Origin of the sequence: Streptomyces sp. Z423-1 (assembly GCF_013009255.1) — a bacterium.
In the GTDB taxonomy this organism is placed as follows: domain Bacteria; phylum Actinomycetota; class Actinomycetes; order Streptomycetales; family Streptomycetaceae; genus Streptomyces; species Streptomyces gossypiisoli.
On sequence record NZ_CP053109.1, the window covers coordinates 5196104 to 5219866 of the forward strand.

A 23763-nucleotide genomic window follows, 5' to 3' on the forward strand; every position below is an offset into this window, starting at 1 on the left:
CGCACCACCCGAGGAGGCGAACCCCTTTGAGTACGGGACCCGGAGCAGACTCCGCCCCCGCACCGACCACCCACGACACCCCTGATGACCGCATCGAGCGCAAGTCCTCGATGTTCCGCTCGCTGAAGGTCCGCAACTACCGCCTGTTCTTCCTCGGCCAGGTCGTCTCCAACACCGGCACCTGGATGCAGCGCATCGCGCAGGACTGGCTGGTCCTCAGCCTCACCGGCTCCGCCACGGCCGTCGGCGTCACGACGGCGCTGCAGTTCCTGCCGATGCTGCTCTTCGGCCTCTACGGCGGTGTCCTGGTCGACCGCCTCCCCAAGCGCCCCACGCTGCTGGTCACCCAGACGTCGATGGCGATCACGGGACTGGCCCTCGCCGCCCTCACCCTGACCGGCCGCGTCGAGGTCTGGCACGTGTACGTCGCCGCCTTCGCGGTCGGCCTCGCCACGGTCGTCGACAACCCCGCCCGGCAGTCCTTCGTGAGCGAGATGGTCGGCCCCGACCAGCTCCAGAACGCCGTCAGCCTCAACTCCGCGAACTTCCAGTCCGCCCGCATGATCGGCCCCGCCGTCGCCGGCCTCCTGATCACCGGCGTGGGCACCGGCTGGGCGTTCCTCTTCAACGGCCTGTCCTACGTCGCCCCGATCGCGGGCCTGCTGCTGATGCGCGCGCGTGAGCTGCACCCCGTCCAGCGCGCCCCGCGCGGCAAGGGGCAGCTGCGGGAGGGGCTGTCGTACGTCGCCGGGCGCCCGGAGCTGATCTGGCCGATCGTGCTGGTCGGCTTCATCGGCACGTTCGCGTTCAACTTCCCGGTCTACCTCTCGGCCTTCGCGGACGAGGTCTTCCACGTCGGCGCGGGCACGTACAGCCTGTTCAACACGCTGATGGCGGTCGGCTCGGTGACGGGCGCGCTGCTCGCCGCCCGCCGGGGCACGGCGCGGATGCGGCTGCTGGCCGCGGCGGCGCTGGTGTTCGGCGCGGTGGAGATCGTGGCCGCGGTGACCCCGTCGCTGTGGCTCTTCGCCCTGCTGATGATCCCGCTCGGCGTCTTCGGCATGACGGTCAACGTCACCGCCAACACCGGCCTCCAGATGGCCACCGACCCGGCGATGCGGGGCCGCGTCATGGCCCTGTACATGATGGTCTTCCTGGGCGGATCCCCGGTCGGCGCCCCGATCGTCGGCTGGATCACGGACACCTACGGCGCCCGCGTCGGCCTCGCGACCGGCGGCGCGGTGGCGGCCCTGGCCGCCCTCACCATCGGCCTGATCCTGGCCCGCGTGGGGGGCCTGCGGCTGGCAGTGGGCTGGAACGCCGGTCATCCGCGGGTGCGGTTCGTTCCCCGGGAGGAGCGGGAGGAACTGGCCAGGGCGGCGTGAGCCGGTGGGTCAGTCGCGGGGGAACTCGTCGGTCTTGAGTACCAGGCCGACCGGGGTACTGGTCAGGTCGATGTCCTCGCCGAAGGAGAAGCTGACGTCACTGTGATACTTGCCGTCCTTCGGCAGGGTGTGCAGATGCCACTCGCCGGTGTACGGGTCCACGATCAGGTACACCGGCACTTCGGCCGCGGCGTAGGCGTCTTTCTTCGGGCCGTAGTCGTTGAGCGAAGTGTCCTTGGAGATGACCTCGGCCACGAATTCGACGTCCTGATAGCGCCAGCGGCCCTTGCCGTCCTTCACTGACCGTTCGGCCATGGCCGCCAGGTCGCAGGCGAAGCCGTTCAGATGCCCGGGGAAGTCGATCCGCACGTCCGATGCAAGCCGCTTGCGCGGGTACTTGGCGCGCAACTGCTCCGCAATGCCGAAGATGATCTCCCAGTGGTTCTGCCGCTGCGGTGACATGAAGATGTTCCCCCCGACGATCTCGACTTTCGTTCCCTCGGGGATGGGCATCTTCTCGAGCCACTCGAACAAGACGTCCAGAGTCAGCTCGCCGCACTCCTCGGCCATGTCGATCCTGTCTTCAAGGACGGTCATCGTGGCGCTCCTCCCCGGCTGCCGCTCGGTCGCGCACAGCCGCGCAGTACAACGATACGCACGGTGACGAGGACACGCCCGGACCCGGCGACGCGAGAGGGACACTGGCCCCATGAGACTCTTCGCCGCCGTACTGCCCCCCGAGGACGTCACCCGCGAACTCGCCACCGAGATCGCCGAGTTGAAGAAGCTGCCCGGTGCGGACGGGCTGCGTTGGACCGGGCTGCCCGGGTGGCACTTCACGCTCGCGTTCTACGGGGAGGTGGACGACGACGTCGCACCCGAGCTGGCGGTCCGGCTGGAGCGGGCCGCGCACCGGACGCGGGCGTTCGAGCTGGCCCTGCGGGGCGGGGGGCAGTTCGGGCAGGGGCGGGCGTTGTGGGCCGGGGCGGAGGGGGACCTCGCGACGATGCGGCTGCTGGCCGAGCGGGCGGAGGCGGCGGCGCGGAAGGCGGGCGTGACGATGGGGGAGCACCGGCGGTACAAGGCCCACCTGACGCTGGCCCGCAGCCGGGACGCCAGGAACGTACGGCCGTATCTCGACGCGCTGGCCGGGTTCACGGGCCGCACGTGGATCGTGGACGAGCTGGCGCTGGTGCGCAGCAACCTGCCGAAGTCCGGAGTGCCGGGCGCGCAGCCCCGTTATGAGGCGGTCGCCCGCTGGCCGCTCGGCGGGGCGGGTTAGTCTCGATACGTGGACCCGAAAACCCGGAACCGGATCATGGCCGGTGCGCTTGTGCTGATGTTCGTGGTGGTGGCGGTGGCGGCGGCATTCGGAAACTAGCCGCCGCCCGCCGCCCGCCACCCCGATCCGCTTAGGGCCTGTCGTTTGGATCATGCCGGCGTCGCGGGGCCTGGCACGCGCTCCCCCACTGCCTTAAAGGCGTGGGGGGACCCCAGCCGCGTTGTCGTCGGTTGCCGACTCCCCCACGCTCGAATGCGCTCGCGCGGGGGGACCCCCATCGCGTCGCCGCCCTCCTCCGCCTTGCAGCTGCACGCACCAGACCCCGCTCGGGTCGGTGAAAGGCGTGGTCTCTCTCAGCCGACCTGATCCAAACGACAGGCCCTAGGCGTGCTACCAGGCGAACGCCTCCGGCGACGGCCCCGGCCCCGGGAAGATCTCGTCCAGCCCGGCCAGCAGCTCCTCCGACAGCTCCAGCTCGACCGCCCGCAGCGCGGACTCCAGCTGCCCGGCGGTGCGCGGACCGACGATCGGGCCGGTCACGCCGGGCCGGGTGAGCAGCCAGGCGAGGGCGGCCTCGCCGGGTTCCACTCCGTGCTTGTCGAGCAGGTCCTCGTACGCCTGGATCTGCGCACGGGCAGCCGGTTCCGCGAGGGTGCCGGCGGCCCGACCGGAGGCCCGGCGCCCGCCCTCGGTCTCCTTCTTCAGGACCCCGCCGAGCAGTCCGCCGTGCAGCGGCGACCAGGGGATGACCCCCAGGCCGTAGTCCTGCGCGGCCGGGATGACCTCCATCTCGGCGCGGCGCTCGAAGAGGTTGTAGAGGCACTGCTCGCTGACGAGGCCGATGGTGCCGCCCCGGCGGGCGGCGATCTCGTTGGCCTGGGCGATCTTGTAGCCGGGGAAGTTGGACGAACCGACGTAGAGGATCTTGCCCTGCTGGACCAGGACGTCGATCGCCTGCCAGATCTCCTCGAAGGGTGTGGCCCGGTCGATGTGGTGGAACTGGTAGACGTCGATGTAGTCGGTCTGCAGCCGCTTGAGGCTGGCGTCGACGGCGCGGCGGATGTTGAGGGCGGAGAGCTTGTTGTGGTTGGGCCAGGGCTCGATGTCGTCCAGGCCCATGTACCCGTACACCTTGGTGGCGAGGACGACCTTGTCCCGCCGGTCACCGCCCTTGGCGAACCAGTTGCCGATGATGCGTTCGGTACGGCCCTTGTTCTCGCCCCAGCCGTACACGTTGGCGGTGTCGAAGAAGTTGATGCCCGCGTCCAGCGCCGCGTCCATGATGGCGTGACTGTCGGCCTCCTCGGTCTGCGGGCCGAAGTTCATCGTGCCGAGGACGAGGCGGCTGACCTTGAGTCCGGTGCGTCCGAGCTGCGTGTACTTCATGGTGCTCAAGCCAACGGCTTGGAGTGGGCTCAAGGCAAGCGGTCGAGAGCCCGCGCCGGTGAGGGCAGCACCCCTGACGGGGCGCTGCCCTCACGGGGTCAGTTGGGCGGGTCGATCTTCACGACGTTGCCCAGGTCGTCGTAGAAGGTCACGTTGTCCCAGTCCAGGTCGCCCCTGGCGTGGTACTTCGCGATCTGGGCCATCTCCCATTCCGTGGAGCGCCAGTTGCTGCCCTGGCCGTTCGCCACGGCCTGGTTGAACTTCTGCTGGTAGGTGCCGCTGGGCGGGTCGAAGCCCTTCAGGCTCACCGCGATCTTGCCGTTGCTCCGCAGCACGTTGGTGACACCGGACATCCAACCGGTGAACGGTACGCCGCCGGGCAGGTAGGCCTCCACCCGCTCGTACTTGGGATCCATGAAGTTGTATCCCTTGAGGTTCGTGGTCGCCTCCCCGACATGCTCCCGCACACCGAGGACCAGGACCTTGCACTCCGAGTTGTGGACCAGGACCGGGGTGTCTCCGGCCAGGACGTAGAAGGAGTGCAGCCCCTCGACGGTGAGGCTGTAGGTCGTTGTCTTGCGGAGGTACGACTGGTTGGCGAGGACCGTGGCGGTCGTGCCGTCGTCGGTGCGCAGGCTGTCGCCGGGCCGCAGGTCTTCCGCGGGCACCCAGGCGTGGAGGCTGCCGCTCCAGAACGGGTGCTCGTGGGTGGCCGAGAGGTGGGCGCGCTCACCGGTCGGTCCCCGGATGGTGAGGGCGGCGAGGTACTTGTCGTCGTCCGGGGTGACGATCCGCTGTGCGACCCGCCGGGCCGCGGTCTCGCCGGTCTCCGGGTCGGTTGCCCGGACCAGGTCGCCGGCCTGGACCTTCTCGATGGGTACGGTGTCGCCGTCCGCCATGAGGACGCGGGTGCCGGGCAGGAAGCACTGGGTGCAGCCGCGTTGGAGGTTCAGCAGCGTCTTGTAGGCGACGCCCAGCATGCGGAACTTCGCCGACATGACCACGTCGCGGTTCAGCTCCCAGCAGGCTTCCAGATCGCCCTTGCGGGCGCAGTTCTCCAGCTGGGTGAGGCCGGTGACGGCGTTGATGGCGTCGTTGAGCTGCTTCATGCTCGCCTCGAAGGCGGGCCCTTGGGAGAGCACGTCGCAGTAGACCTCGTGGTGCTGACACCACCTTCCGGGGTTCTCGACCGCCTCGCAGCCCAGGATTCCGCACCGGTAGAGCTCGGCGGGCGTGACGCCCTCCTTCTCTTTCGCCTCCTTCGCGGCGACGGCCGCGCGGCGGCGGGTTTCCTCCTCCTCGCGGTACTTCTGAATCGTGGCCACGAATGCCTCGGTCGCGGCCTGGGCCGCCTCGGCGGCGCTCTTGCCCGCCCGCTCCGCCGAGGTCTGGGCCTGGGCGGCCGAGGCCCACGCGGAACCGGCGGAGGCCTGGGCGAGCTCCGCCGACACGGTCGCGTCGCTGGCCGACCGGGCGGCGTTGCGCGCGGCGGTGTCGGCCCGGTCGGCCGCGGCACGCGCCGTCCGCGCCGACTCCGCGGCCCGCTGTGCGGAGGCCTCGGCATCCTTGGCGTACTGGTCGGCCTGGGTGGCGTACCGGTCCGCCTGGTCGGAGGACTGCTGCGCCTTCGTCGCCCACTGCTGCGCCTCGGCCGACGCCTTACGGGCCGTCGCCGCGTGGGCCTGGGCGTCGGCGGCGTCGTGCTGTGCCTTCGCGGCCACCTGGGCGGCCTCGGCCACGAGCTGCTGGACCTGCAACTGGTGGGTCACCGCCAGCAGGTCCTTGCGCTGGGCGGTGTACTGCCCGGCCTGCACGAACCGGTGCAGCAGGTCGGCGGGGCCCTCCAGGGCGATCCGCGCGGCGGAGGCGACCTCCGGGGCACCGCTGTCGACCAGCTGGGCGGCGGTCACCCGGTCGTCCTCGACCTGGGCCTCGGCGAGAGTCTTGGTCAGGAAGGTGCGGTAGGCCTCGGTGGTGCCGGTCTGGAGCGCCTGGCGCGCCTTGTCCTGGACGTTGGGGCCCCCGGAGTCGGCCGCCTGGGCGATGGCCACCCGGAACGACTCCCGGCCGGCCTCGTACTGGCCCTCGCGCAGAAACGCGCTGATTGTGGCCGCGTCGCCGTCCAGCGCCGCCTCCGCCGCGTCGCGGACCTCCTTGACGGAGCTCTCCTCGGCGAGGCGTTCCACGTCCGAGCGGTCGTCCTGCGCCTGGGCCTCGGCCCGGCCGGTGCGCACATACGCGACGACTCCGGCGGTGTCGCTGCCCAGCGCCTCCTGGGCGGCGGCGCGCAGCCAGGGCTTGCCGTCCTTCATGTCGAGCAGGGCGAGCTGCCGGCCCTGCCGGGCGATCTCCTCGTCGTCGGTGCCGCTCTGGGCCTGCCGCGCCAACTCCTCGGCGGTGCGCTGCCGTTCGGCGGTCGCTGCGGCCTCTTGCGCGCGCTTCTCCTTCTCCGCTGCCTCCTGGGCCTTGAGGTCGCGGGCGTTCTCGATGCCGGCGTTGGTACGGCCGAGCAACTCCGCCGCCTCGACCTCGCGGGCCAGCGTGTAGACGGTCTGGGCCTGCTGGGCGGCCTTGGAGGCGGCGTTCGCCGCTTCGGTGGCCGCCTGGGCGTGGGCGGTGGACTTCGCGGCCGCGGTGGCCGCGTCGATCGCGCTGTCCGCGGCCTGCCGCGCGGCAGTCGCCGCGTTCCTGGCGTGCTGGGCGGCCGAGCGTGCCGCGTCCCGGGCGTCCGCGGCGGCCGTGGCCGCCTTGCGGGCGAGCGATTCGGCCTGACCCGCGGCCCGATTGGCCTCTGCGGCCTGCCGGTGCGCCGAGGCCGCCGCGGCACGGGCGTTCGCCGCCGCGGAGCTGCTCGCTCCGGCGTACTGACTGGCCTGCACCGCCGCGTCGGCCGCCGCGGCGGCGTTGCTGCCCGCGCTGGCGGCGGACCTGGCGGCGTCACCGGCGGCATGGGCGGCCTTTACCGCCTGGTCGGCGGCGTCCGCCGCCCGGTCGGCGCCCTTGGCCGCGTCACTGGCTTTGGTGGCGGCGTTCCTCGCCGCGTCCGCGTTGGCGGCGTCCGTCGAGGCGGCGGCCGCCGCGTTGCGCGCGTTGGAGGCCGCGTTGGCGGCGCCGACCGCCGCTGCCGCCGCCTGGGCCGCCGCTGCCGCCGCCACCCGGGCGGACTGCTCGGCGGAGTTGGCGGCGGAGATCGCCCGCTGGGCGGCCTTCGCGGCCCCCGAGGCCGCGCTCGCCGCCCGGTTCGCGGCGCGTGCCGCGTCCTCGGTGTCCTCCTGCGTGGCCTCGGCCTCCGCGGCCGCCTCCTGCGCGGCCTTCTTGGCCTGCGCGGCGGCCGCGACGGCCGCGGCGGAGGCGTCCTCGGCCTTCGCGGTCTCCGCGGCGGCGAGCTTGCCCGCCCGCTCCGCCTGTGCGGCCAGCTCCGCGATGGTCGCGTGCTCCTGGTCGCGGCTGCGGGCGACGAACTGTCCGACGTCCAGGAACTCCCGTACGTCGTCGATGGTGCCGCTCAGCGCGAGGCGCCCGGCGGCCCGCACATTGGTGCCGCCCGCGGCGATGATCTGGGCGACCAGGACCCGGTCGTCCTGCTCCTGGGCCGCCGCGAGTCCCGTGCCCAGGAACGTCTGGACGTCCTCGGCGGTGCCGGCGAGCGCCGCCCGGCCGCGCTCCCGCACCTCGGGGCCGCCCGCGTCGATCGCCCGGGCAACCAGCACCCGCTGGTCCTGCTCCAGGGGTTCCTTCCAGCCCGACTCCATGAAGCGGGCGAGGTCGCCCTCGCTGCCGGTCAGCGCGGTGCGGACGGCTTCGAGCGTGTTCTCTCCGCCCATGTCGGCCAGTTGGGCCGCCTCGACCCGGAAGTCCTGGAGCCGCTGGTCCCCATAGGTCATGAGGAAGGTGACGATGTCGTCGCCGGTGCCGACGAGGGCGGCCTCGGCGGCCGAGCGGACCTCGGTGCCTCCGGACACCCAGAGGTCCACCACCTGCTGCCGGGCGGTGCGGGATATCGGTACGACGGTGTCGTCGGCGGTCTCGTCCGCGGCGGCCGGATACGCGGCGAGCACGCCGGCCAGCACGGCGAGGGCCAGGGCCCCGGCTGTGCGTCTGCGGGCGCCTCTTCGTTGGCCGGGGCGCCCCGGTCGTATTCCTCTCATCAATGTCCTCGGTTCGTCGGAGACGGGTCGGCTCCGTCCGGCACCCGCCCTTTTTGGCCTCGGGAAATCCGGACATGGCCACCCGGGAGAATAGTCGGACGGCCGTGAGAAGAGGAACGGAAATAGGGCGCCGGGCCCTCGCCCCGCCATCCCGGGAAATGGGATTGCGAGGAAAAGGTGGAATGGTCAGTCGGGCCTGCCGGTGAACCCCGCGACAACCGGACCGACGGATTCCGGAAGGTGCGCCAGGGCGAGCGCCACCGCCTCCTTCGCGGTGGCGGCTTCGCCGATCATTCCGGTGTTCGGATGCCGCAGGACGATGTACTGCCCGCCGCCGGGCTGCGGCCTGATCGCGATCTCGTCCCGGTAGGGACGCCCGGTGCAGGAGCTGAAGGCGACCGTCCAGTGGCTGGTGAACGGGAAGAGCCGCCGCAGCCGGGCTTCCGCGTGCGCCGCCTCCACCAGCAGGCCGAACTCCGGGAAGCTCGGCGTACCGGCCGCCTTCTCCCGCAGCAGGTCCCACTGCGCCGCCACCGCCGCGGCAGGTCCGCGTTCGTGGGCCTCGGCGATCGGATCGAACCAGAGGAAGGGCAGCGCCTCACGCATCTGCGGCACGGCCGTGCCCGCCCCCCATGCCGCCCCCGCCGCGATGACGTCCCGGAGCTCCCGTGTCGCCCCGGTGGCGATGTCTACGTCCCCGGCCCGGCCGACGAGTTGGAAAGCCCGGCTGTCGGGGCGCGCGATGACCTCGAGCGGGAGCCGGCCGGGCGCCGTGGAGGCGATACCGACCGAATCGGGTGTCCCTGCTCCGCTGGGAACGACAACGAGAGGGACACGAAGGTCGGCTGCCGTCCGCTCCAGCGCGGCGGCCAAGCCGCCGGCTTCGACCACGTCCGGATAGAAGTCGGAATCCACCTGGACAGTGTGGCAGGGAGTACAGGGTGCCGTGGGCGGACGGGCCGTAGGGCATGCCGGCGTAGCGGTGGGTGCCGGTGCAGTGGATGCTCCGCCTATCGCCGTTCCCAGGAATCCGATGACTGCGGCGACAAAAGACTGCGAGCGCGGAAAGTCATTACCGCACCGTCCTTCCGGGTGCGGCATTTCGAGCTCAGAGCCGCGTCTGCCCCTGAGTACAATTTCGCCAAGGATTTCCCATACGATAATCGCATGTTTGTCCACCGTCAACTGAAGGGCAAACGGCCGGGGCGAGGCAATCGGTACCGAGGGCGTTATGAACGAGAGAACGGCTTCCGGTGCATGCGCCGACGCCCTCGTGCGCGCCGTGGCCGATCAGTCCTCGTAGTCCCCGCCCAGCCCCCACCCCTGGTACAGCGCCGCCGCGAACGCCTCCGCGATCCTGTGCTCGCCGTTCGCGTTCGGGTGGGTGCCGTCGTAGGTGTCCGTGTGGATGTCGTACGACGCCGGCGGCGACGCCAGCAGCAGCGGCGAGCGCGGTTCGTCCAGGTCGGCGACCGTCTTCGCGAGGAGCTCGTTGAAGGCGGCGACCTGCTCGGCGAAGGGCGCGTCGGACATGCAGCGCACGTTCGGTATCACGGGGAGTACGGCCATGCGGATGCGCGGGTTCCCCTCGCGCGCGCCGGCGATGAAGGCGCGGACGTTCTCCGCCGTCTGCTCGGCGTTCGTGTAGAAGCCGAGGTCGATCAGGCCCAGGGAGACCAGCAGCACGTCCGCGCGGCAGTCGCGTACCGCCCCGCCGATCAGCGGAGCCATGTGCAGCCAGCCCTCGCCCCAGCCGGCCAGGTGGGCGCGCGGGAAGTCCGGTTCGGCGTAGGCGTACGACACCGGCGCCTGCGCCGTCTTGTCGTACAGCGTCTCGCGCGGGCCGACGATCGCGAAGGGCCCGCCGTACGTCTCGCACAGGTGCCGCCACATCCGGTAACGCCATGTGTGTTCGCCCGCGCTGCCGATGGTCATGGAGTCGCCTACGGGCATGAACCTGAGCATCCGCTCATCATGAACGATCAGCGGGGAGGCCGGGGTGTGAGGCCCACCACCTTCGGTGAAACGCCGGGCGGGGTGGCAGTCTTGACGGCATGCGCCGACCTCTCGCATTCCTCGCCGCGGCCCTCCTCACGGGCGCGCTCGCCGTGCCGACCGCCTCCGCCGCCGACGGGGACGAGGGGTTCACGATCAGGGATCCGCGTATCACCGAGTCCAGCGGCCTCGCCGCCTCCCGTCAGCACCCCGGCGTCTACTGGACCCACAACGACAGCGACGACGGTGCCTACCTGTACGCCGTGGACAGCGCGACCGGCGAGACCGTCGCCACCCTCACCCTCACCGGCGTCGGCCGCCCCCGCGACGTCGAGGCCATCTCCATCGGGCCCGGCAACCAGATCTACGTCGGCGACATCGGCGACAACCTCGGCGGCACCTGGGACCACGTCTGGATCTATCAGCTGCCCGAGCCCAAGGAGCTGAGGGACGAGACCGTCCGGGCCACGCAGTACGTCGTCCAGTACTCCGACGGGGCGCGGGACGCCGAGTCGCTCGTCGTGCATCCGAAGACCGGGCGCGTCTACATCATCGACAAGAACGAGGCGGGCGGGCACCTGTACGAGGGCCCGGCGGAGTTGTCCGCCTCCGGCACGAACGTCTTCAAGCCCATCGCCCCCGTCGCCGACCTGGAGGCCACCGACGCCGCGTTCTCCCCGGACGGCGAACAGCTCGTCATCCGCAGTTACTTCGGCTCGCTCGTCTACGACTGGAACGGCGGCCGGATCAAGCGCACCGGTCGGCTCGGCGTGCCGTCCCTGGGGCAGGGTGAGTCGGTGACGTACACCGCCGACGGGACGAAGGTCATGTTCGGCAACGAGGGCGCCCAGAGTTCGGTGGAGCCGCTGGACGCGCCCGGTGCGTCCGGGGGGTCCGGGGCGTCCGGGGGGTCCGAGGGATCCTCCAAGTCGCCGTCCGGCGACGGCAGTTCGGCCTCCGGGGAGAAGGAGGACGGCGGCTTCTCGGCCGGAACCGGAGCCGTCGCCGTGGTCGTCGCCTGCGCGCTCCTCCTCGGCCTGCGGCGGCTGCGGCGCCGGGATTAGCCGTGGATCAGCCGTGGATCAGCCGACCGATTCCCGCCGCTGGGCCACCAGGGCCTCCAGGCCGTCCAGGATCCGTTGCAGCCCGAACTCGAAGTGGTCGAAGTCCGGGCCCCAGGTGTTCTCGTCCAGGGAAGCCATGATCGGGTAGCGGCCGCTGGCCATGACCTTCTCCAGGACCGGGACCTGGGCTTCCCAGAACTCCGCGTCCGTCAGCCCCGTCCGGCGCTCCGCCTCCTCCTGGTGGACCTGGGTGCGCGCGGCGCCGACGACGTACGAGTCGACCAGGATGATCGCCGAGACCAGTTCGCGGTCGGACAGGCCCATCGGGCGGATGCGGGAGAGGACCTTCTCCATGCCGTCGATGGCGCTGGGGCCGAGGATCGGGCGGGACTGGTTGACCCGGAGCAGCCAGGGGTGGCGGCGGTAGAGGGCGAGGGTCGCGCGGCCCATGGCCTCCAGCGCCGAGCGCCAGGTGCCGTCGCCGAGGTCGGCGGGGTTCTCCGACGGGCGCTGCACGCGGTCCAGCATCAGGTCGAGCAGCTCGGCCTTGCCGGGGACGTAGCGGTACAGCGACATCGCGCCGGTGCCCAGCTCGGCGGCGACGCGTCGCATCGACACCGCCTCCAGGCCCTCGGCGTCCGCGACCCGGACGGCGGCTTCCACGATGCGGTCGAGTGTCAGGCCCGGCTTGGGGCCGCGACTGGGCCGTCGGCCGGTGTCCCACAGCAGTTCGAGGGTCCGCTGGATATCGCCGCTGCCGCTGGTCTCGGTGCCGCCCTTGCCGCTCGTCATGCGGCTCAGTCTAGGTGCCCGCGGAAAAACTGGGTACGTCGTACGCGCAATCGGGTACGGTGTACCCAGTTAAGGAGAGAAGGGGGGACCCATGAGCGACGGATACGCCGTACGGGCGGAGGGTCTGCAGAAGCGCTACGGCGAGAAGCGCGCCCTGGACGGCTTCGACCTCACCGTGCGCGAAGGCACCGTACACGGGCTGCTCGGGCCGAACGGCGCGGGAAAGACCACCGCCGTACGCATCCTGTCCACGCTGGTGCGGCTGGACGGCGGACGGGCCACGGTGGCCGGACTGGACGTGGCCCGGCAGTCGCGCGAGGTGCGGGCCCGGATCGGGCTCACCGGCCAGTACGCGGCGGTGGACGAGGTGCTGACCGGGCGGCAGAACCTGGAGATGTTCGGCCGGTTGTTCCATCTGGGCGGGAAGCGGGCGAAGCTGCGCGCCGCCGAGCTGCTGGCGCAGTTCGACCTGACCGACGCCGCCGACAAGGGCGTCGGCGGCTACAGCGGCGGCATGCGGCGCCGCCTCGACCTCGCCGCGTCGATGATCCTGGCCCCGGCCGTCCTCTTCCTCGACGAGCCGACGACGGGACTGGACCCCCGTAGCCGCGGCGAAGTCTGGGAGTCCGTACGGGAATTGGTGGCGAGCGGTACGACCGTACTGCTGACCACCCAGTATCTGGAGGAGGCCGACAAGCTCGCCTCCCACATCACCGTCATCGACCAGGGGCGGGCCATCGCCGACGACACCCCCGACGGGCTGAAGAACCGGGTCGGCGGCGACCGGATCGAGGTCGTGGTCGCCGAGCGTGCGGACATCGCGCGGGCGGTGAAGGTGGTCGCCCGGGTCTCCGACGGTGAACCGGAGACGGACGAGGGCGAGTTGCGGGTGCACGCGGCCGTGGCCGACCGGGTGACCGCGCTGACGGACGTCGCCCGCACCCTCCAGGACGAGGGCGTACGGGTCGAGGACATCGGACTGCGCAGGCCCAGCCTCGACGACGTTTTCCTGCGCCTGACCGGACACCGCACGGAGAAGGAGACCGCCGCATGAGCACCCTGGCTCCCGTGGCCCGCGGCCGCACGTACTGGCTGCTCGCCGACTGCTGGAACATCGTCCGCCGCGGCCTGACCCACTACCAGCGCCAGCCCGTCAACATCGCCTGGCAGCTGGGCTTCCCGATCCTCTCCGTCCTCCTCTACGGCTATGTCTTCGGCAGCGCCATGAAGGTGCCCGGCGGCGGGGACTACAAGGACTTCCTGATGCCGGGCATGTTCGTGATGACGATGGCCTTCGGCTTCATCAACACCGCGACCGTGGTGGTGTACGACTCCACCAAGGGCGTCATCGACCGGTTCCGCTCGATGCCCATGGCGTCGTCGGCCGTGGTCGCGGGGCGCGGGGTGACCGATCTGATCGTCGCCTGCGCGGAGCTGGGGATCATGATGCTGACCGCGCTGGCCATGGGCTGGCGGCCGGACGGCGGCTGGGGCTTCCTCGCCGCGTTCGGGCTGCTGCTGTGGCTGCGGTTCGCGCTGATCTGGATCGGCGTCTGGCTCGGCCTGATCGTGCCCAACCCGGAGGCGGCGGGCGGGCTGTTCGCGGTGGCCTTCCCGCTGACGATGATCTCCAGCATCTTCGTCGCCCCGCAGCTGATGCCGGACTGGCTGGGGTGGGTGGCCGCGTGGAACCCCATCTCGTCCACGGCGGCGGCCACGCGCGAGCTGTTCGGGACGCCGGTGGGCGGGAGTGACTCCTGGGTCGAGCAGCACGCGCTGCTGATGGCCGGGGTGTGGCCGGTGGTGCTGACGGTGATCTTCCTGCCGCTGGCGGTACGGCGGTTCCAGAAGCTGAGCCGGTGACGCCGTAGTCCTTACCGGCCCTGGGGGGCGCCCGGTCCTCGCCGGGCGCCCTCACGCACGTGCCCCGGCCTCCTGCGCACGCAGCCTTCGGCCGCGCCGGGTCGGCCCCCAGGGCTTGAGCACCGAGATCACCGTCATGAAGACGTAGGCGGACAGCGAGACGACCGGGCCGAACAGGACGTCGCCGGTGTCGGGCAGCGGTCCGCCCGCGGTGACGGCGGTGACCGCGGAGTTCACTCCGGGGCGCAGCGCGAAGGCCGTGGCGGTGGTCGTGGCCAGGGTCAGCCAGAACTTGGTGCAGACCCATCGGTGCCTGGCCAGCCCCCACGGGGTGCCCAGGGACAGCAGCAGCCCACTGAGGAGCGTGAGGAACGCGACGGGGAGCAGGAGCCAGTCGGCGAACAGCTTCATGGCCCGGACGGAGGCCTCCACCGTCACCGGGGACCCGGTGGTGGTCGCGGTGATCCCGAGCGCGAGCAGCCCGAGCGTGAGCCCGAGCCAGCCGGCGGAGGCGGCTACATGGACGACGAGGGTGGCCCGGCGTGCGGGCCGGCTCAGTTTCAGACGGCTGGCTTTCACCTGCACAACGGTGCCGGGCGGGGGTCGGGAGGGCGTCTGACGGCGGGAGTAACCGCGCGTACTGGCGTCGGCGTACGAGGCCTCGCCACGAGCCTTCGGGCGTCGTACCGACTGGGCCGGGAGGGGTCCCGGGCCGCCCGCCCTAATGTGCGGTGCATGCCATGGTTCCGCAGGAAAAGCCCCGTGACCGGCGCCGGTTCGGACCTGATGGCGCGGATGCCTCCGATCGAGCAGCCCAGCAAGACGGAGCAGTTCGCGCAGGACGCACGCCGGGACCGGCCGGCGGACGAGCACTGGACATCCACTCGGGTCTTCCCCTACGTCGAGCTGCTGCGGGACAGGGACGACGCGCCGCTCTACGTCGGAGTGAGCGGCAGGCCCGCCATTCTGCTGCGCCTGTCCGGCCGGATGCGCGCGGACCTCGACGGCCTCGGCGAGCTGATCCGGGACAAGGGCGCCGACCTGTTTCTCCAGGGTCACCGGCTCGGACGGTACGGGATGGTGCGGGCGGTGCTGCAACTGCCGGAGTACGACCTGATCTTCGAGACGCCGCTGACGCTGGCGCACGGCGACGTGCAGGAGTTCCTCGCGGCCGCGTATCGGAACGAGGCGGTCGAACTGCACCTGGCCCACGCGAACGATGCGCGTTCGCTGGGGCTCGCCTGCCGGGCCGCCGGGATTCAGCCGGTGGTGGACGCCGTACTGGACGCTGTGCGCGGGCTCCGCCATCCGACCACACCGGCCGAACAGGACGCACCCGTCGCCGCTCTGGAGGCCAGGTTCCCCCGGATCAGCGACGGGCTGAGCGACGGGACCCGGATACGGCTGACCGTCACGGGGCGGGCGGACGGCGTCATGACGATGGTGACCCGCAACTGACGCGGACCGACTGGCCTGTTCCAGGGCAGGACCGACGGGCCTGTTCCACGAGAAAGGGCGCCCGGTGCTCGCCGGGCGCCCCCACTCACGTACACGGATCGTCAGAGCTTCTCGATCACGTAGTCCACGCACTTGGTCAGTGCCTCGATGTCCGCCGGGTCGATCGCCGGGAACATCGCGACGCGCAGCTGGTTGCGGCCGAGCTTGCGGTACGGCTCGGTGTCGACGATGCCGTTGGCACGCAGCACCTTGGCGACGGCGGCCGCGTCCACCTCGTCGGTGAAGTCGATCGTGCCGATGACCTGCGAGCGCTTGGCCGGGTCGGCGACGAACGGGTTGGCGTACTTGATGTCCTCGGCCCAGCCGTACAGGGTGCGCGCGGAGGTCGCCGTACGCCGCACCGCCCAGTCGAGGCCGCCCTGGCCGTTGATCCACTCCAGCTGCTGGTTGAGCAGGAAGAGGGTGGCGAGCGCCGGGGTGTTGTACGTCTGGTTCTTGCGGGAGTTGTCGATCGCCGTGGGGAGCGAGAAGAACTCCGGGACGTGGCGGCCGGACGCGTGGACGCGCTCGGCGCGCTCGATCGCGGCGGGGGAGAAGACGCCGATCCACAGGCCGCCGTCGGAGGCGAAGGACTTCTGCGGGGCGAAGTAGTAGACGTCGGTCTCGGCGACGTCGACTGGCAGGCCGCCGGCGCCGCTCGTCGCGTCCACGAGGACCAAGGCGCCCTCGTCGGCACCGGCCACCCGCTTGATGGGCATGGCGACGCCGGTCGAGGTCTCGTTGTGGGTGAACGCGTAGACGTCCACGCCCGCCGCGGCCTCCGGCTCGGGGTGCGTGCCGGGGTCGGCGGAGATGATGTCGGGCTCGGCCAGCCAGGGGGCGAGCTTGGCGGCCTTGGCGAACTTGGAGCTGAACTCGCCGAAGCTGAGGTGCTGCGACTTGTTCTCGATCAGGCCGTGCGTCGCGATGTCCCAGAACGCGGTCGAGCCGCCGTTGCCGAGGATCACCTCGTAGCCGTCGGGGAGCTGGAACAGCTCGCGGATGCCCTCGCGGACCTGGCCGACCAGGTTCTTGACCGGGGCCTGGCGGTGGGAGGTGCCCATGAGGGACGTGCCGGTCGCGGCGAGGGCGTCCAGCGCCTCCGTCCGCACCTTGGAGGGACCCGCGCCGAAACGACCGTCCGCGGGCTTGATGTCAGAGGGAATCCGGATCTCAGCCACGAAGTGAGACTAGCCGGTGGGGGAAACCTGGTCGAAGCGTCGTCCGTCGGGTGAGACGGCGTTTCGGCGAGCGTCGTCCCTGGGGGCGGCGCCGGCCGGCGTTCAGCAGCGGCCCTCTGTTTCAGTCAGCGCGCTGCGGCGGGCCCGGCCAGACGGCCGAGGCGTCGTCGCGGTGCGGGTCGGGCAGGCGGATCGGGCGGACGGGAAGGGGACGGCTGCCGCCCTCGGTGACGGCCGTCCACGGGGCGGGGTGGCCGGAGTAGCCCAAAGTGGTGAGGGCGAAGACGCCGTCGGCGTAGACCTCGACGTACTCGCCGATGGTGAGGATACGCAGGGACGCGGCGGGTTCCGTCAGGACGGTCTCGCCGAGGTGCGCTCCGTCGGGGCCGGTGACCCAGACGTTCTTGCCGTCGCAGCCGACGGTGAGGGCGGGGCGGTCTGCGTCGGGCGTGTCGGTGCGCAGGGTGATCTCGGTACGGCCGGAGACGTCGAGGTCGCCGACCGCGTGCAGAGTCGCGTCGTACGTCTCCTCGCCGAGCCAGGACTCCAGGCCCGGCCACCACTCCAGGCGTGGTGCCGAATCGCGCGGCACCACGAGGGACTTGGGCTGGGCGAGCATGCCGCGGCAGCGGTCGCCGGAGTCGGTGAGGCCGACGCGGCGCGGGGTGGTGTGCAGCACGACGCGGGAGCCGTCGGGGGCGGCGATGACGCGGGGAGCGTACGAACCCGTCGGGCCGAGGGGGCCGCGGCGGGTCCACGGGCCGCGCAGGCGCGGGGCGGTCCACGCCTCGAAGCCCCGCGTGGCGCCGATGGAGCCGAGCAGCAGCCAGCTGCCGTCGTCGAGGCGTTCGAGGACCGGGCACTCCAACTCGTCGACGTCGCCGGGAGAGATGAGCGGCGGGTGGACGGTCCAGTGCTCCAGGTCGTCGGCGGTGGCCCAGGCGACACAGCCGCTGACCTCGACCGGCAGGGAGGCGTCGGCGGCGCAGACCAGCATGACCCAGCCGTCGGACTCGTCGTCGCGTACGACGAAGGGGTCGCGCCAGCCCATGCGTTCGCCGGTGCGGTACCAGCGCGGGTCGGCCGCCACGACCGGCCCCGTGCCGTGGCGGCGCCAGCCGGTGCCGTCGGTGCGGTCGGAGTAGGCGAGGCCGACCGACTGGAGCGGCCAGCCGTCCCGGGTCAGCCCGGAGACGCCGGTGTAGAACATCGCCATGCCGGAGCCGTGCGGGACGACGTGCATGGTCCACACCGCCTGCTGGTCGAAGCGGCCCGGCAGGCCGTTGCCGAAGGCCGTGCCCTGCGGCCGCCAGTGGACCAGGTCGGTGGAGGTGGCCCGGCCGTAGGAGGTCTCCATCCGCAGGTGGTCGAACTCCGTCGTCCACGGCCCCTGCAGGTGCAGCACGGTGTAGGTGCCGTCCGCGTCGCGCAGGAGGTCGAAGTCGTTCACGCAGAGGCCGGGCGGGGCGTATCGCATGGACAGGTCCTGTCTGCTCGGGCGGCACTCAAGCGTGTGCGCTCTGTTCTGGCTGGTGAGACGTTTTCTGGAAGTGAGGCGAAGTAAATCTGAACGCAAACGCTTGCGCAACTGGGTGGGCGGGTTTACGGTCTCGTCACTCCCCCTCACGCCGATGTGAAGCCGAATCCCGGCCGCGCGGCGTGCACCTGATCAAGGAGCGTCCCGTGACGGTCAGCATCACCGATGTCGCCGAGGCCACCGGGGTCTCGGCGTCCACCGTGTCCCGCGCCCTGCGCGGCCGTCCCGGAGTGTCGGAGGAGATGCGGGCACGGATCGTCGCGGCGGCCGCCGAGCTGGGCTACACCGCCTCGCGCTCGGCCTCCAGCCTGGCCAGCGGGCGCACCTACACCATCGGGGTCGTCGTCCCGTACGTGGGCCGCTGGTTCTTCGGCACCGTGCTGGACGCCGCCGAGAAGGTGTTCAGCGCCGCCGGCTACGACGTCCTGCTGTACAACCTCGGCTCACCGGAGGCACGCAAGCGTTTCTTCACCAAGCTGCCGATCCGCAAGCGGGTCGACGCCGTGCTGTCCCTGCTGATCCCGGACCTGGAGGAGGCCGCCGCCCTGCGGTCCCTCGACGTGCCGCTGGCCACCACCGTCGGCGGCGCCAGGCCCGGCTTCACGGTGGTCGGCATCGACGACCGGGGCGGCGCGGAGAGCGCCGTACGGCATCTGGTGAACCTCGGTCACCGGCGGATCGGCATGATCTCCGGGGCCAGCGAGCCGCTGCACTGGACCACGCCCCTCGACCGTCGGCAGGGGTACCTGGACGTGCTGGCCGACGCCGGGATCGAGCACGATCGCGCCCTGGAGGCGGACGGCGGCTACACGGTCGAGGGCGGCGAGCGGGCCATGACCGAGCTGCTGGGCCTGCGGCACCCGCCGACCGCCGTGTTCGCCCAGTCCGACGAGATGGCGATGGGGGCGCTGCGCGCCCTGCGCCGGCACCGGCTGAGGGTTCCGGAGGACGTGTCCGTCGTCGGCTTCGACGATCACGAACTGTCCGAGGTGGTCGGGCTGACCACCGTGGCCCAGCCGGTCGCGGCCCAGGGCCGGGAGGCCGCCCGGCTGCTGCTGGCGCAGCTGGACGCCCCGGACGCCGGGCCCGCCCGCCCCGTCGAGATGCCCATCCGCTTCGTCCTCCGCGAGACCACCGCTCCGCCGAACCCCGGCAGACAGCGGTAGCCCCCCACGTCCGTCACTGTCCCGCCCCGGAGGGTCGCTTCAGCCCTCGGCCCCCGGGCCCCCACGTCCTCGCAACCACCACGCTCCTCGCACCCACCGCACACCCGCTCGGAGGCACAACCATGATCACCGGCCCCAGAAGGTACCGTCGCACGGGCCTGACAGCCCTGGCTCTCCTGCCCCTGACCGCGCTGGCCGCCTGTGGCGGAGGCGGCGGCAGCGGCGCCTCCGCCGAAGAGGGCAGCGGCAAGGGCACCATCAGCATCTGGGCCCACCAGGGCCAGGCCGGCGAGGCGACCGCGCTGCAGAACGCGGTGAAGTCCTTCAACTCCTCGCAGAGCGACATCAAGGCCGAGCTGAAGCTGATACCCGAGAACGACTACACCAAGACCATCACCGCCACCGACGCCTCCGAGCTGCCGGACGTGCTGGAGTTCGACGGCCCGACGATGGCGAACTTCGTCTACAACAGCAAGCTCGCCCCGGTCGACGACTACCTCTCCGCCAAGACCCTCGACAACGCCACCGACGCCATCAAGGCGCAGGGCGAGATCGACGGCAAGCACTACGGCCTGGGCATGTTCGACTCCGGTCTCGGCATGTACGCCAACAAGAAGCTGCTGGACGCGGCCGGTGTGAAGTACCCGACGAGCGTGGACGACGCCTGGACGGCGGCCGAGTTCGGCAAGGCGCTCGACGCGCTGAAGGCCAAGGACTCCGACGGCAAGGTCCTCGACATCTCGGAGCAGTACGGCCTGGCCACCGAGTGGGGCACCTACGGCTTCTCCCCGATCGTCTGGTCGGCCGGCGGCGCCCTGCTGAAGGACGGCAAGGCCGAAGGCGCCCTCGACAGCCCGGACGTGGTCTCGGCGCTGAAGACCTTCCAGTCCTGGAAGACGTACGTCGACCCCAACACCGACGGCAACGCCTTCGCGAAGAAGAAGGTGGCGCTGAGCTGGGTCGGCCACTGGATGTACCCCGCCTACAGCGAGGCCCTCGGTGACGACCTCGTCGTCCTGCCGCTGCCGGACTTCGGCAACGGCCCGAAGACCGGGCAGGGCTCGTGGGCCTGGGGCATCGGAGCGGGCACCAAGAACGCCAAGGCCGCGGGGGCCTTCCTGGACTACCTCCTGAACGACACCAACGTCGGCGCGATGACGAAGGCCAACGGCGCGGTGCCCGCCACCAAGTCGGCGCTCGCCAAGAGCGAGCTGTACCAGCAGGGCGGCCCGCTCCAGCTCTTCGCCGACCAGCTCGCCAAGCCGTGCGGCGACAGCGACATCAGCGAGTCCTGCGTCGCCGTCACCCGCCCGGTGACCGCCGGATATCCCACGGTCACCGCCAAGTTCAACGAGGCCCTGAACTCGGTCTACGGCGGCACCGACCCGAAGGAAGCCCTGGAGAAGGCCGCCCGCGCCATCGACCAGGACTTCTCCGACAACGCCGGATACGAGATCCCGTAACCCCGCAGAGGACCCACCCGTGAAAACTGTGGAACCCGCGCACGCTGCGGCCCCTGGCCGGGCGTCGGCCTCGTCCGCGTCCTCCGCGAAGCCCTCGCGTCCGTCGCGCGGGAACCGCGACTGGCTGCACGGGCTGCTGATGTCGGCCCCGGCCGTCGGCGGGCTGATCGCCTTCGTCGGCATCCCGTTCGGCTACGCCGTGGTGCTCTCCTTCTACAACGTCCGCCTCGGCTCGCCGCTGGAACCCACCTTCTTCGGCGTGGAGCACTACCGGCGGCTGTTCACCGACCCCGATCTGTCCGGCCCGTTCCTGCGGGCGCTGCTGAACAACCTGACCTTCGCCGCGGTCGTCGTACCGCTGCAGACGGGTCTGGCGCTGGTGCTCGCGATCCTCCTCAACCGCAAGCTGAAGGCCATCGGCGTGTTCCGGTCCTTCTTCTTCATGCCGGTCGTCTTCCCGATGGCGCTGGTCGCCGTGATCTGGCGGCTGATCCTCGCCCGCAGCGAGCAGGGCATGCTCAACTCCCTGCTGGACGCGGTGAGTTTCGGCAACTGGGGCGCCTTCGACTGGCTCGGCGACGGCCTCACCGCGATGGCCTCGATCATCGTGCTGTCGGTGTGGCAGGGCGTCGGCTTCCAGATGGTCATCCTGCTCGCCGGGCTCCAGCAGATCCCGGGCGAGCTCTACGAGGCATCCCAGCTCGACCGGGCCTCGCGCTGGCAGCAGTTCCGGCATGTCACCCTGCCCGGCATCCGCGGCACCCTCGTGTTCGTCGCGATGCTCACCTCGGTGCTGTCCTTCCGGGTCTTCGACCAGGTGTACATCCTCATCCGCGGCGGCGGCCTGGACGAGGACGCCACCCGCACGGTGATGTACCAGGCCGTCACCACGGCCTTCGACCAGAACAACATCGGCCAGGCCTCGGCCGTCACGGTGGTGTTCTTCCTGATCGTCGTCGCCCTGACGATCGTCCAGCGCCGCGTCGTCCGGCCCGACAACGAGGACTGACTGACCCATGGCCATGACCCGTACGCCCGTACGCCGCGTCGTCGACTACACCGTCCTGAGCGTCCTGGCGTTCATCTTCGCCCTCCCCGCGCTCTACCTCTTCCTCGGCAGCCTCAAGCCGTCCGACGAGGTCCTGAACGGCCTGTCCGGCTTCCTGCCCACCCACCTCTCCTTCGACAACTACGCCGCCGTCTTCGACAGCCTCAGCTCCGACAGCACCGGCTACTTCTGGCAGTTCATGGGCGTGTCGGTGCTGCTCGCGTTCGTGGTGGTCACGGGCGGGCTGATCGTCAACTCGATGGCGGCGTACGGGCTGACGCGGCTGAAGTGGCGGGGCCAGAACGCGGTGTTCATGCTCGTCCTGCTGCTGATGCTGATCCCGTTCGAGTCGGTGGCGGTGCCGCTGTTCTACATGTTCAACGGCCAGCGCAACACGATCTACATCCAGGCGCTGCCGTTCATCGCCAACGCCTTCGCCATCTACCAGTTCCACACGTTCTTCCGGAAGATCCCGCCGAGCATCGAAGAGGCGGCCCGGCTGGACGGCGCGGGCCCCTGGCGGACCTTCTTCGCGATCATCGTGCCGATGTCCAAGCCGGTGTTCGCCTCGGTCGCGATCCTCACCTTCCTCATCCAGTGGGGCTCCTTCCTATGGCCGGTGCTGATGGTCTCCGACCCGTCGGTGCGTCCGCTCCCCCTGGAGATGAGCGTCTTCCAGGGCCAGCAGCCCCCGGACTGGGGCCAGATCCTCGCCTTCGGCGTACTGCTGGTCCTGCCCGTGCTGATCGTCTTCGCGTTCTTCCAGCGGTGGTTCGTGCAGGGGGTGGCCGGCTCGGCCGTCAAGGGCTGAGACCGGCCGAGGGGCTCCGCCCAGGCGGTGGGCTGCTCCGCCGGTTGGAGCCATCCCGTCCACACTCCGGGACAGTGGCAAAACGACTTCACACGCCTGACGTAGTCCATTAATCTGGACTCGATAGTGCATCGTGGTGAACATATCCGAGTCGAGCCCTGGACAGCCCGTGAGCATCCCTGACGCCGCCACACCCTCGCCGACCCGCACCCCGCGGGCCGTGCCCGAGCCGACGGTCGGCGCCCCGCGTCGCCGGGGCTCCCTCGGTCCGGTCGGCCTGGTGCTGGCGGGCGGGTTGTCGGTGCAGTTCGGCGGCGCGCTCGCGGTCAGCCTGATGCCGCGGGCGGGCGCGTTGGGCATCGTGACGCTGCGGCTGGCGGTGGCCGCGATCGTGCTGATGCTGGTGTGCCGGCCCCGGCTGCGCGGCCACTCCCGCACCGACTGGGGCACGGTCATCGCCTTCGGTATCACGATGGGCGCGATGAACGGCCTCTTCTACCAGGCCCTCGCCCGCATTCCCCTCGGCCCCGCGGTCACGCTGGAGGTCCTCGGCCCGCTGGCCCTCTCCGTGCTGGCCTCCCGCCGCGCGATCAATTTCGTCTGGGCGGGACTCGCGCTGGCCGGCGTCTTCCTGCTCGGCGGCGGGGGTTTCGACAGCCTCGACCTGGTCGGCGTGGCCTTCGCGCTGGGGGCGGGCGCGATGTGGGCGGCGTACATCGTCTTCAGCGCGCGGACGGGCCGCCGCTTCCCGCAGGCCGACGGGCTGGCGCTGGCCATGGCGGTGGCGGCGGTGCTGTTCCTGCCGCTGGGCATCGCGGAGTCGGGCGCGAAGCTGCTGGACCCGGTGACGCTGGCCCTCGGCGCGGCCGTCGCGATCCTCTCCTCGGTCCTCCCCTACACCCTCGAACTCCTCGCCCTGCGCCGCCTGCCCGCCTCCACGTTCGCCGTCCTCATGAGCCTCGAACCCGCCATCGCCGCCGCGGCAGGCTTCCTGATCCTCAACCAGGCCCTCACCGCGACGGAGGCCGCGGCCATCGCCCTGGTCATCGCGGCGAGCATGGGGGCGGTGCGGACGCAGACGCGGCGCGCGCGGAGGGCGGGAGCCGAACGAATGACATGACTCACAGGAGAAACCCAGTTTCCGT

20 protein-coding genes are annotated in these 23763 nt (G+C 71.1%); 11 read left to right on the plus strand and 9 right to left on the minus strand.

The genetic code is table 11. From position 1 onward, the window contains the following. Positions 1-26: 26 nt before the first annotated feature. Entirely contained in the window at positions 27-1385 is a 1359-nt protein-coding gene (locus HJD23_RS23315) for an MFS transporter (RefSeq protein ID WP_171114773.1), read from the plus strand. A 9-nt stretch (positions 1386-1394) separates the two neighbouring features. Here HJD23_RS23315 and HJD23_RS23320 read toward each other — a convergent pair whose 3' ends face one another. Then, a complete protein-coding gene (locus HJD23_RS23320) occupies positions 1395-1982 on the minus strand; it encodes a Uma2 family endonuclease (RefSeq protein ID WP_171114771.1) in 588 nt (195 codons plus the stop codon). A gap of 112 nt (positions 1983-2094) precedes the next feature. Here HJD23_RS23320 and thpR point away from each other — a divergent pair, with 112 nt between their 5' ends. Continuing rightward, positions 2095-2667, plus strand: coding sequence for an RNA 2',3'-cyclic phosphodiesterase (thpR, locus tag HJD23_RS23325; RefSeq protein WP_171114769.1), 573 nt, complete (start codon positions 2095-2097; stop codon positions 2665-2667). A gap of 390 nt (positions 2668-3057) precedes the next feature. On the opposite strand, the gene HJD23_RS23330 is transcribed toward thpR, so the two are convergent. From HJD23_RS23330 to HJD23_RS23345, 4 genes are all read right to left on the minus strand, one after another. Then, a complete protein-coding gene (locus tag HJD23_RS23330; RefSeq protein ID WP_171114767.1) occupies positions 3058-4053 on the minus strand; it encodes an aldo/keto reductase in 996 nt (331 codons plus the stop codon). A gap of 98 nt (positions 4054-4151) precedes the next feature. Then, positions 4152-8201, minus strand: a complete 4050-nt coding sequence (locus tag HJD23_RS23335; RefSeq protein ID WP_171134073.1) for a polymorphic toxin-type HINT domain-containing protein — start codon at positions 8199-8201, stop codon at positions 4152-4154. 186 nt (positions 8202-8387) lie between these two features. Further along, complete coding sequence (locus HJD23_RS23340; RefSeq protein WP_171114764.1) at positions 8388-9116, minus strand: DUF6193 family natural product biosynthesis protein; 729 nt, start codon at positions 9114-9116, stop codon at positions 8388-8390. Between the two features lie 375 nt (positions 9117-9491). Beyond that, positions 9492-10166, minus strand: coding sequence for an SGNH/GDSL hydrolase family protein (locus tag HJD23_RS23345; protein ID WP_171114762.1), 675 nt, complete (start codon positions 10164-10166; stop codon positions 9492-9494). An 89-nt stretch (positions 10167-10255) separates the two neighbouring features. Here HJD23_RS23345 and HJD23_RS23350 point away from each other — a divergent pair, with 89 nt between their 5' ends. Next, the gene (locus HJD23_RS23350) at positions 10256-11260 is read left to right on the plus strand and encodes a WD40 repeat domain-containing protein (RefSeq protein ID WP_171114760.1); all 1005 of its coding nucleotides are present in this window, start codon (positions 10256-10258) and stop codon (positions 11258-11260) included. Between the two features lie 18 nt (positions 11261-11278). Here HJD23_RS23350 and HJD23_RS23355 read toward each other — a convergent pair whose 3' ends face one another. After that, positions 11279-12052, minus strand: coding sequence for a TetR/AcrR family transcriptional regulator (locus HJD23_RS23355; RefSeq protein ID WP_171114758.1), 774 nt, complete (start codon positions 12050-12052; stop codon positions 11279-11281). Between the two features lie 91 nt (positions 12053-12143). On the opposite strand from HJD23_RS23355, the gene HJD23_RS23360 reads away from it, so the two are divergent. Further along, positions 12144-13106: an ATP-binding cassette domain-containing protein gene (locus HJD23_RS23360; protein ID WP_171114755.1), complete on the plus strand. Its 963-nt coding sequence runs from the start codon at positions 12144-12146 to the stop codon at positions 13104-13106. Next, positions 13103-13915, plus strand: a complete 813-nt coding sequence (locus HJD23_RS23365) for an ABC transporter permease (RefSeq protein ID WP_171114753.1) — start codon at positions 13103-13105, stop codon at positions 13913-13915. The genes HJD23_RS23360 and HJD23_RS23365 overlap by 4 nt, the downstream gene beginning before the upstream one ends. 51 nt (positions 13916-13966) lie before the next feature. Here the strand turns inward: HJD23_RS23365 and HJD23_RS23370 are convergent, their stop codons facing one another. Then, entirely contained in the window at positions 13967-14479 is a 513-nt protein-coding gene (locus HJD23_RS23370) for a DUF2269 domain-containing protein (protein WP_171118861.1), read from the minus strand. A 198-nt stretch (positions 14480-14677) separates the two neighbouring features. On the opposite strand from HJD23_RS23370, the gene HJD23_RS23375 reads away from it, so the two are divergent. Next, the gene (locus tag HJD23_RS23375; protein ID WP_171114751.1) at positions 14678-15373 is read left to right on the plus strand and encodes a hypothetical protein; all 696 of its coding nucleotides are present in this window, start codon (positions 14678-14680) and stop codon (positions 15371-15373) included. A 101-nt stretch (positions 15374-15474) separates the two neighbouring features. Here the strand turns inward: HJD23_RS23375 and serC are convergent, their stop codons facing one another. Then, complete coding sequence (gene serC, locus HJD23_RS23380; protein ID WP_171114749.1) at positions 15475-16593, minus strand: phosphoserine transaminase; 1119 nt, start codon at positions 16591-16593, stop codon at positions 15475-15477. Positions 16594-16714: 121 nt separating this feature from the next. Next, positions 16715-18070 (minus strand): mucin-1, encoded by a 1356-nt coding sequence (locus tag HJD23_RS23385; RefSeq protein ID WP_171114747.1) that lies wholly within the window; start codon positions 18068-18070, stop codon positions 16715-16717. 206 nt (positions 18071-18276) lie between these two features. Here HJD23_RS23385 and HJD23_RS23390 point away from each other — a divergent pair, with 206 nt between their 5' ends. From HJD23_RS23390 to HJD23_RS23410, 5 genes are all read left to right on the plus strand, one after another. Beyond that, entirely contained in the window at positions 18277-19296 is a 1020-nt protein-coding gene (locus HJD23_RS23390; RefSeq protein ID WP_171114745.1) for a LacI family DNA-binding transcriptional regulator, read from the plus strand. Positions 19297-19418: 122 nt separating this feature from the next. Continuing rightward, positions 19419-20759, plus strand: coding sequence for a sugar ABC transporter substrate-binding protein (locus tag HJD23_RS23395; RefSeq protein WP_171114743.1), 1341 nt, complete (start codon positions 19419-19421; stop codon positions 20757-20759). A gap of 19 nt (positions 20760-20778) precedes the next feature. Beyond that, complete coding sequence (locus tag HJD23_RS23400) at positions 20779-21768, plus strand: sugar ABC transporter permease (protein ID WP_171114741.1); 990 nt, start codon at positions 20779-20781, stop codon at positions 21766-21768. Between the two features lie 7 nt (positions 21769-21775). Continuing rightward, positions 21776-22618 (plus strand): carbohydrate ABC transporter permease, encoded by an 843-nt coding sequence (locus HJD23_RS23405; protein ID WP_171114739.1) that lies wholly within the window; start codon positions 21776-21778, stop codon positions 22616-22618. 220 nt (positions 22619-22838) lie between these two features. Then, complete coding sequence (locus HJD23_RS23410) at positions 22839-23738, plus strand: EamA family transporter (protein ID WP_240980994.1); 900 nt, start codon at positions 22839-22841, stop codon at positions 23736-23738. Positions 23739-23763: the final 25 nt, after the last annotated feature.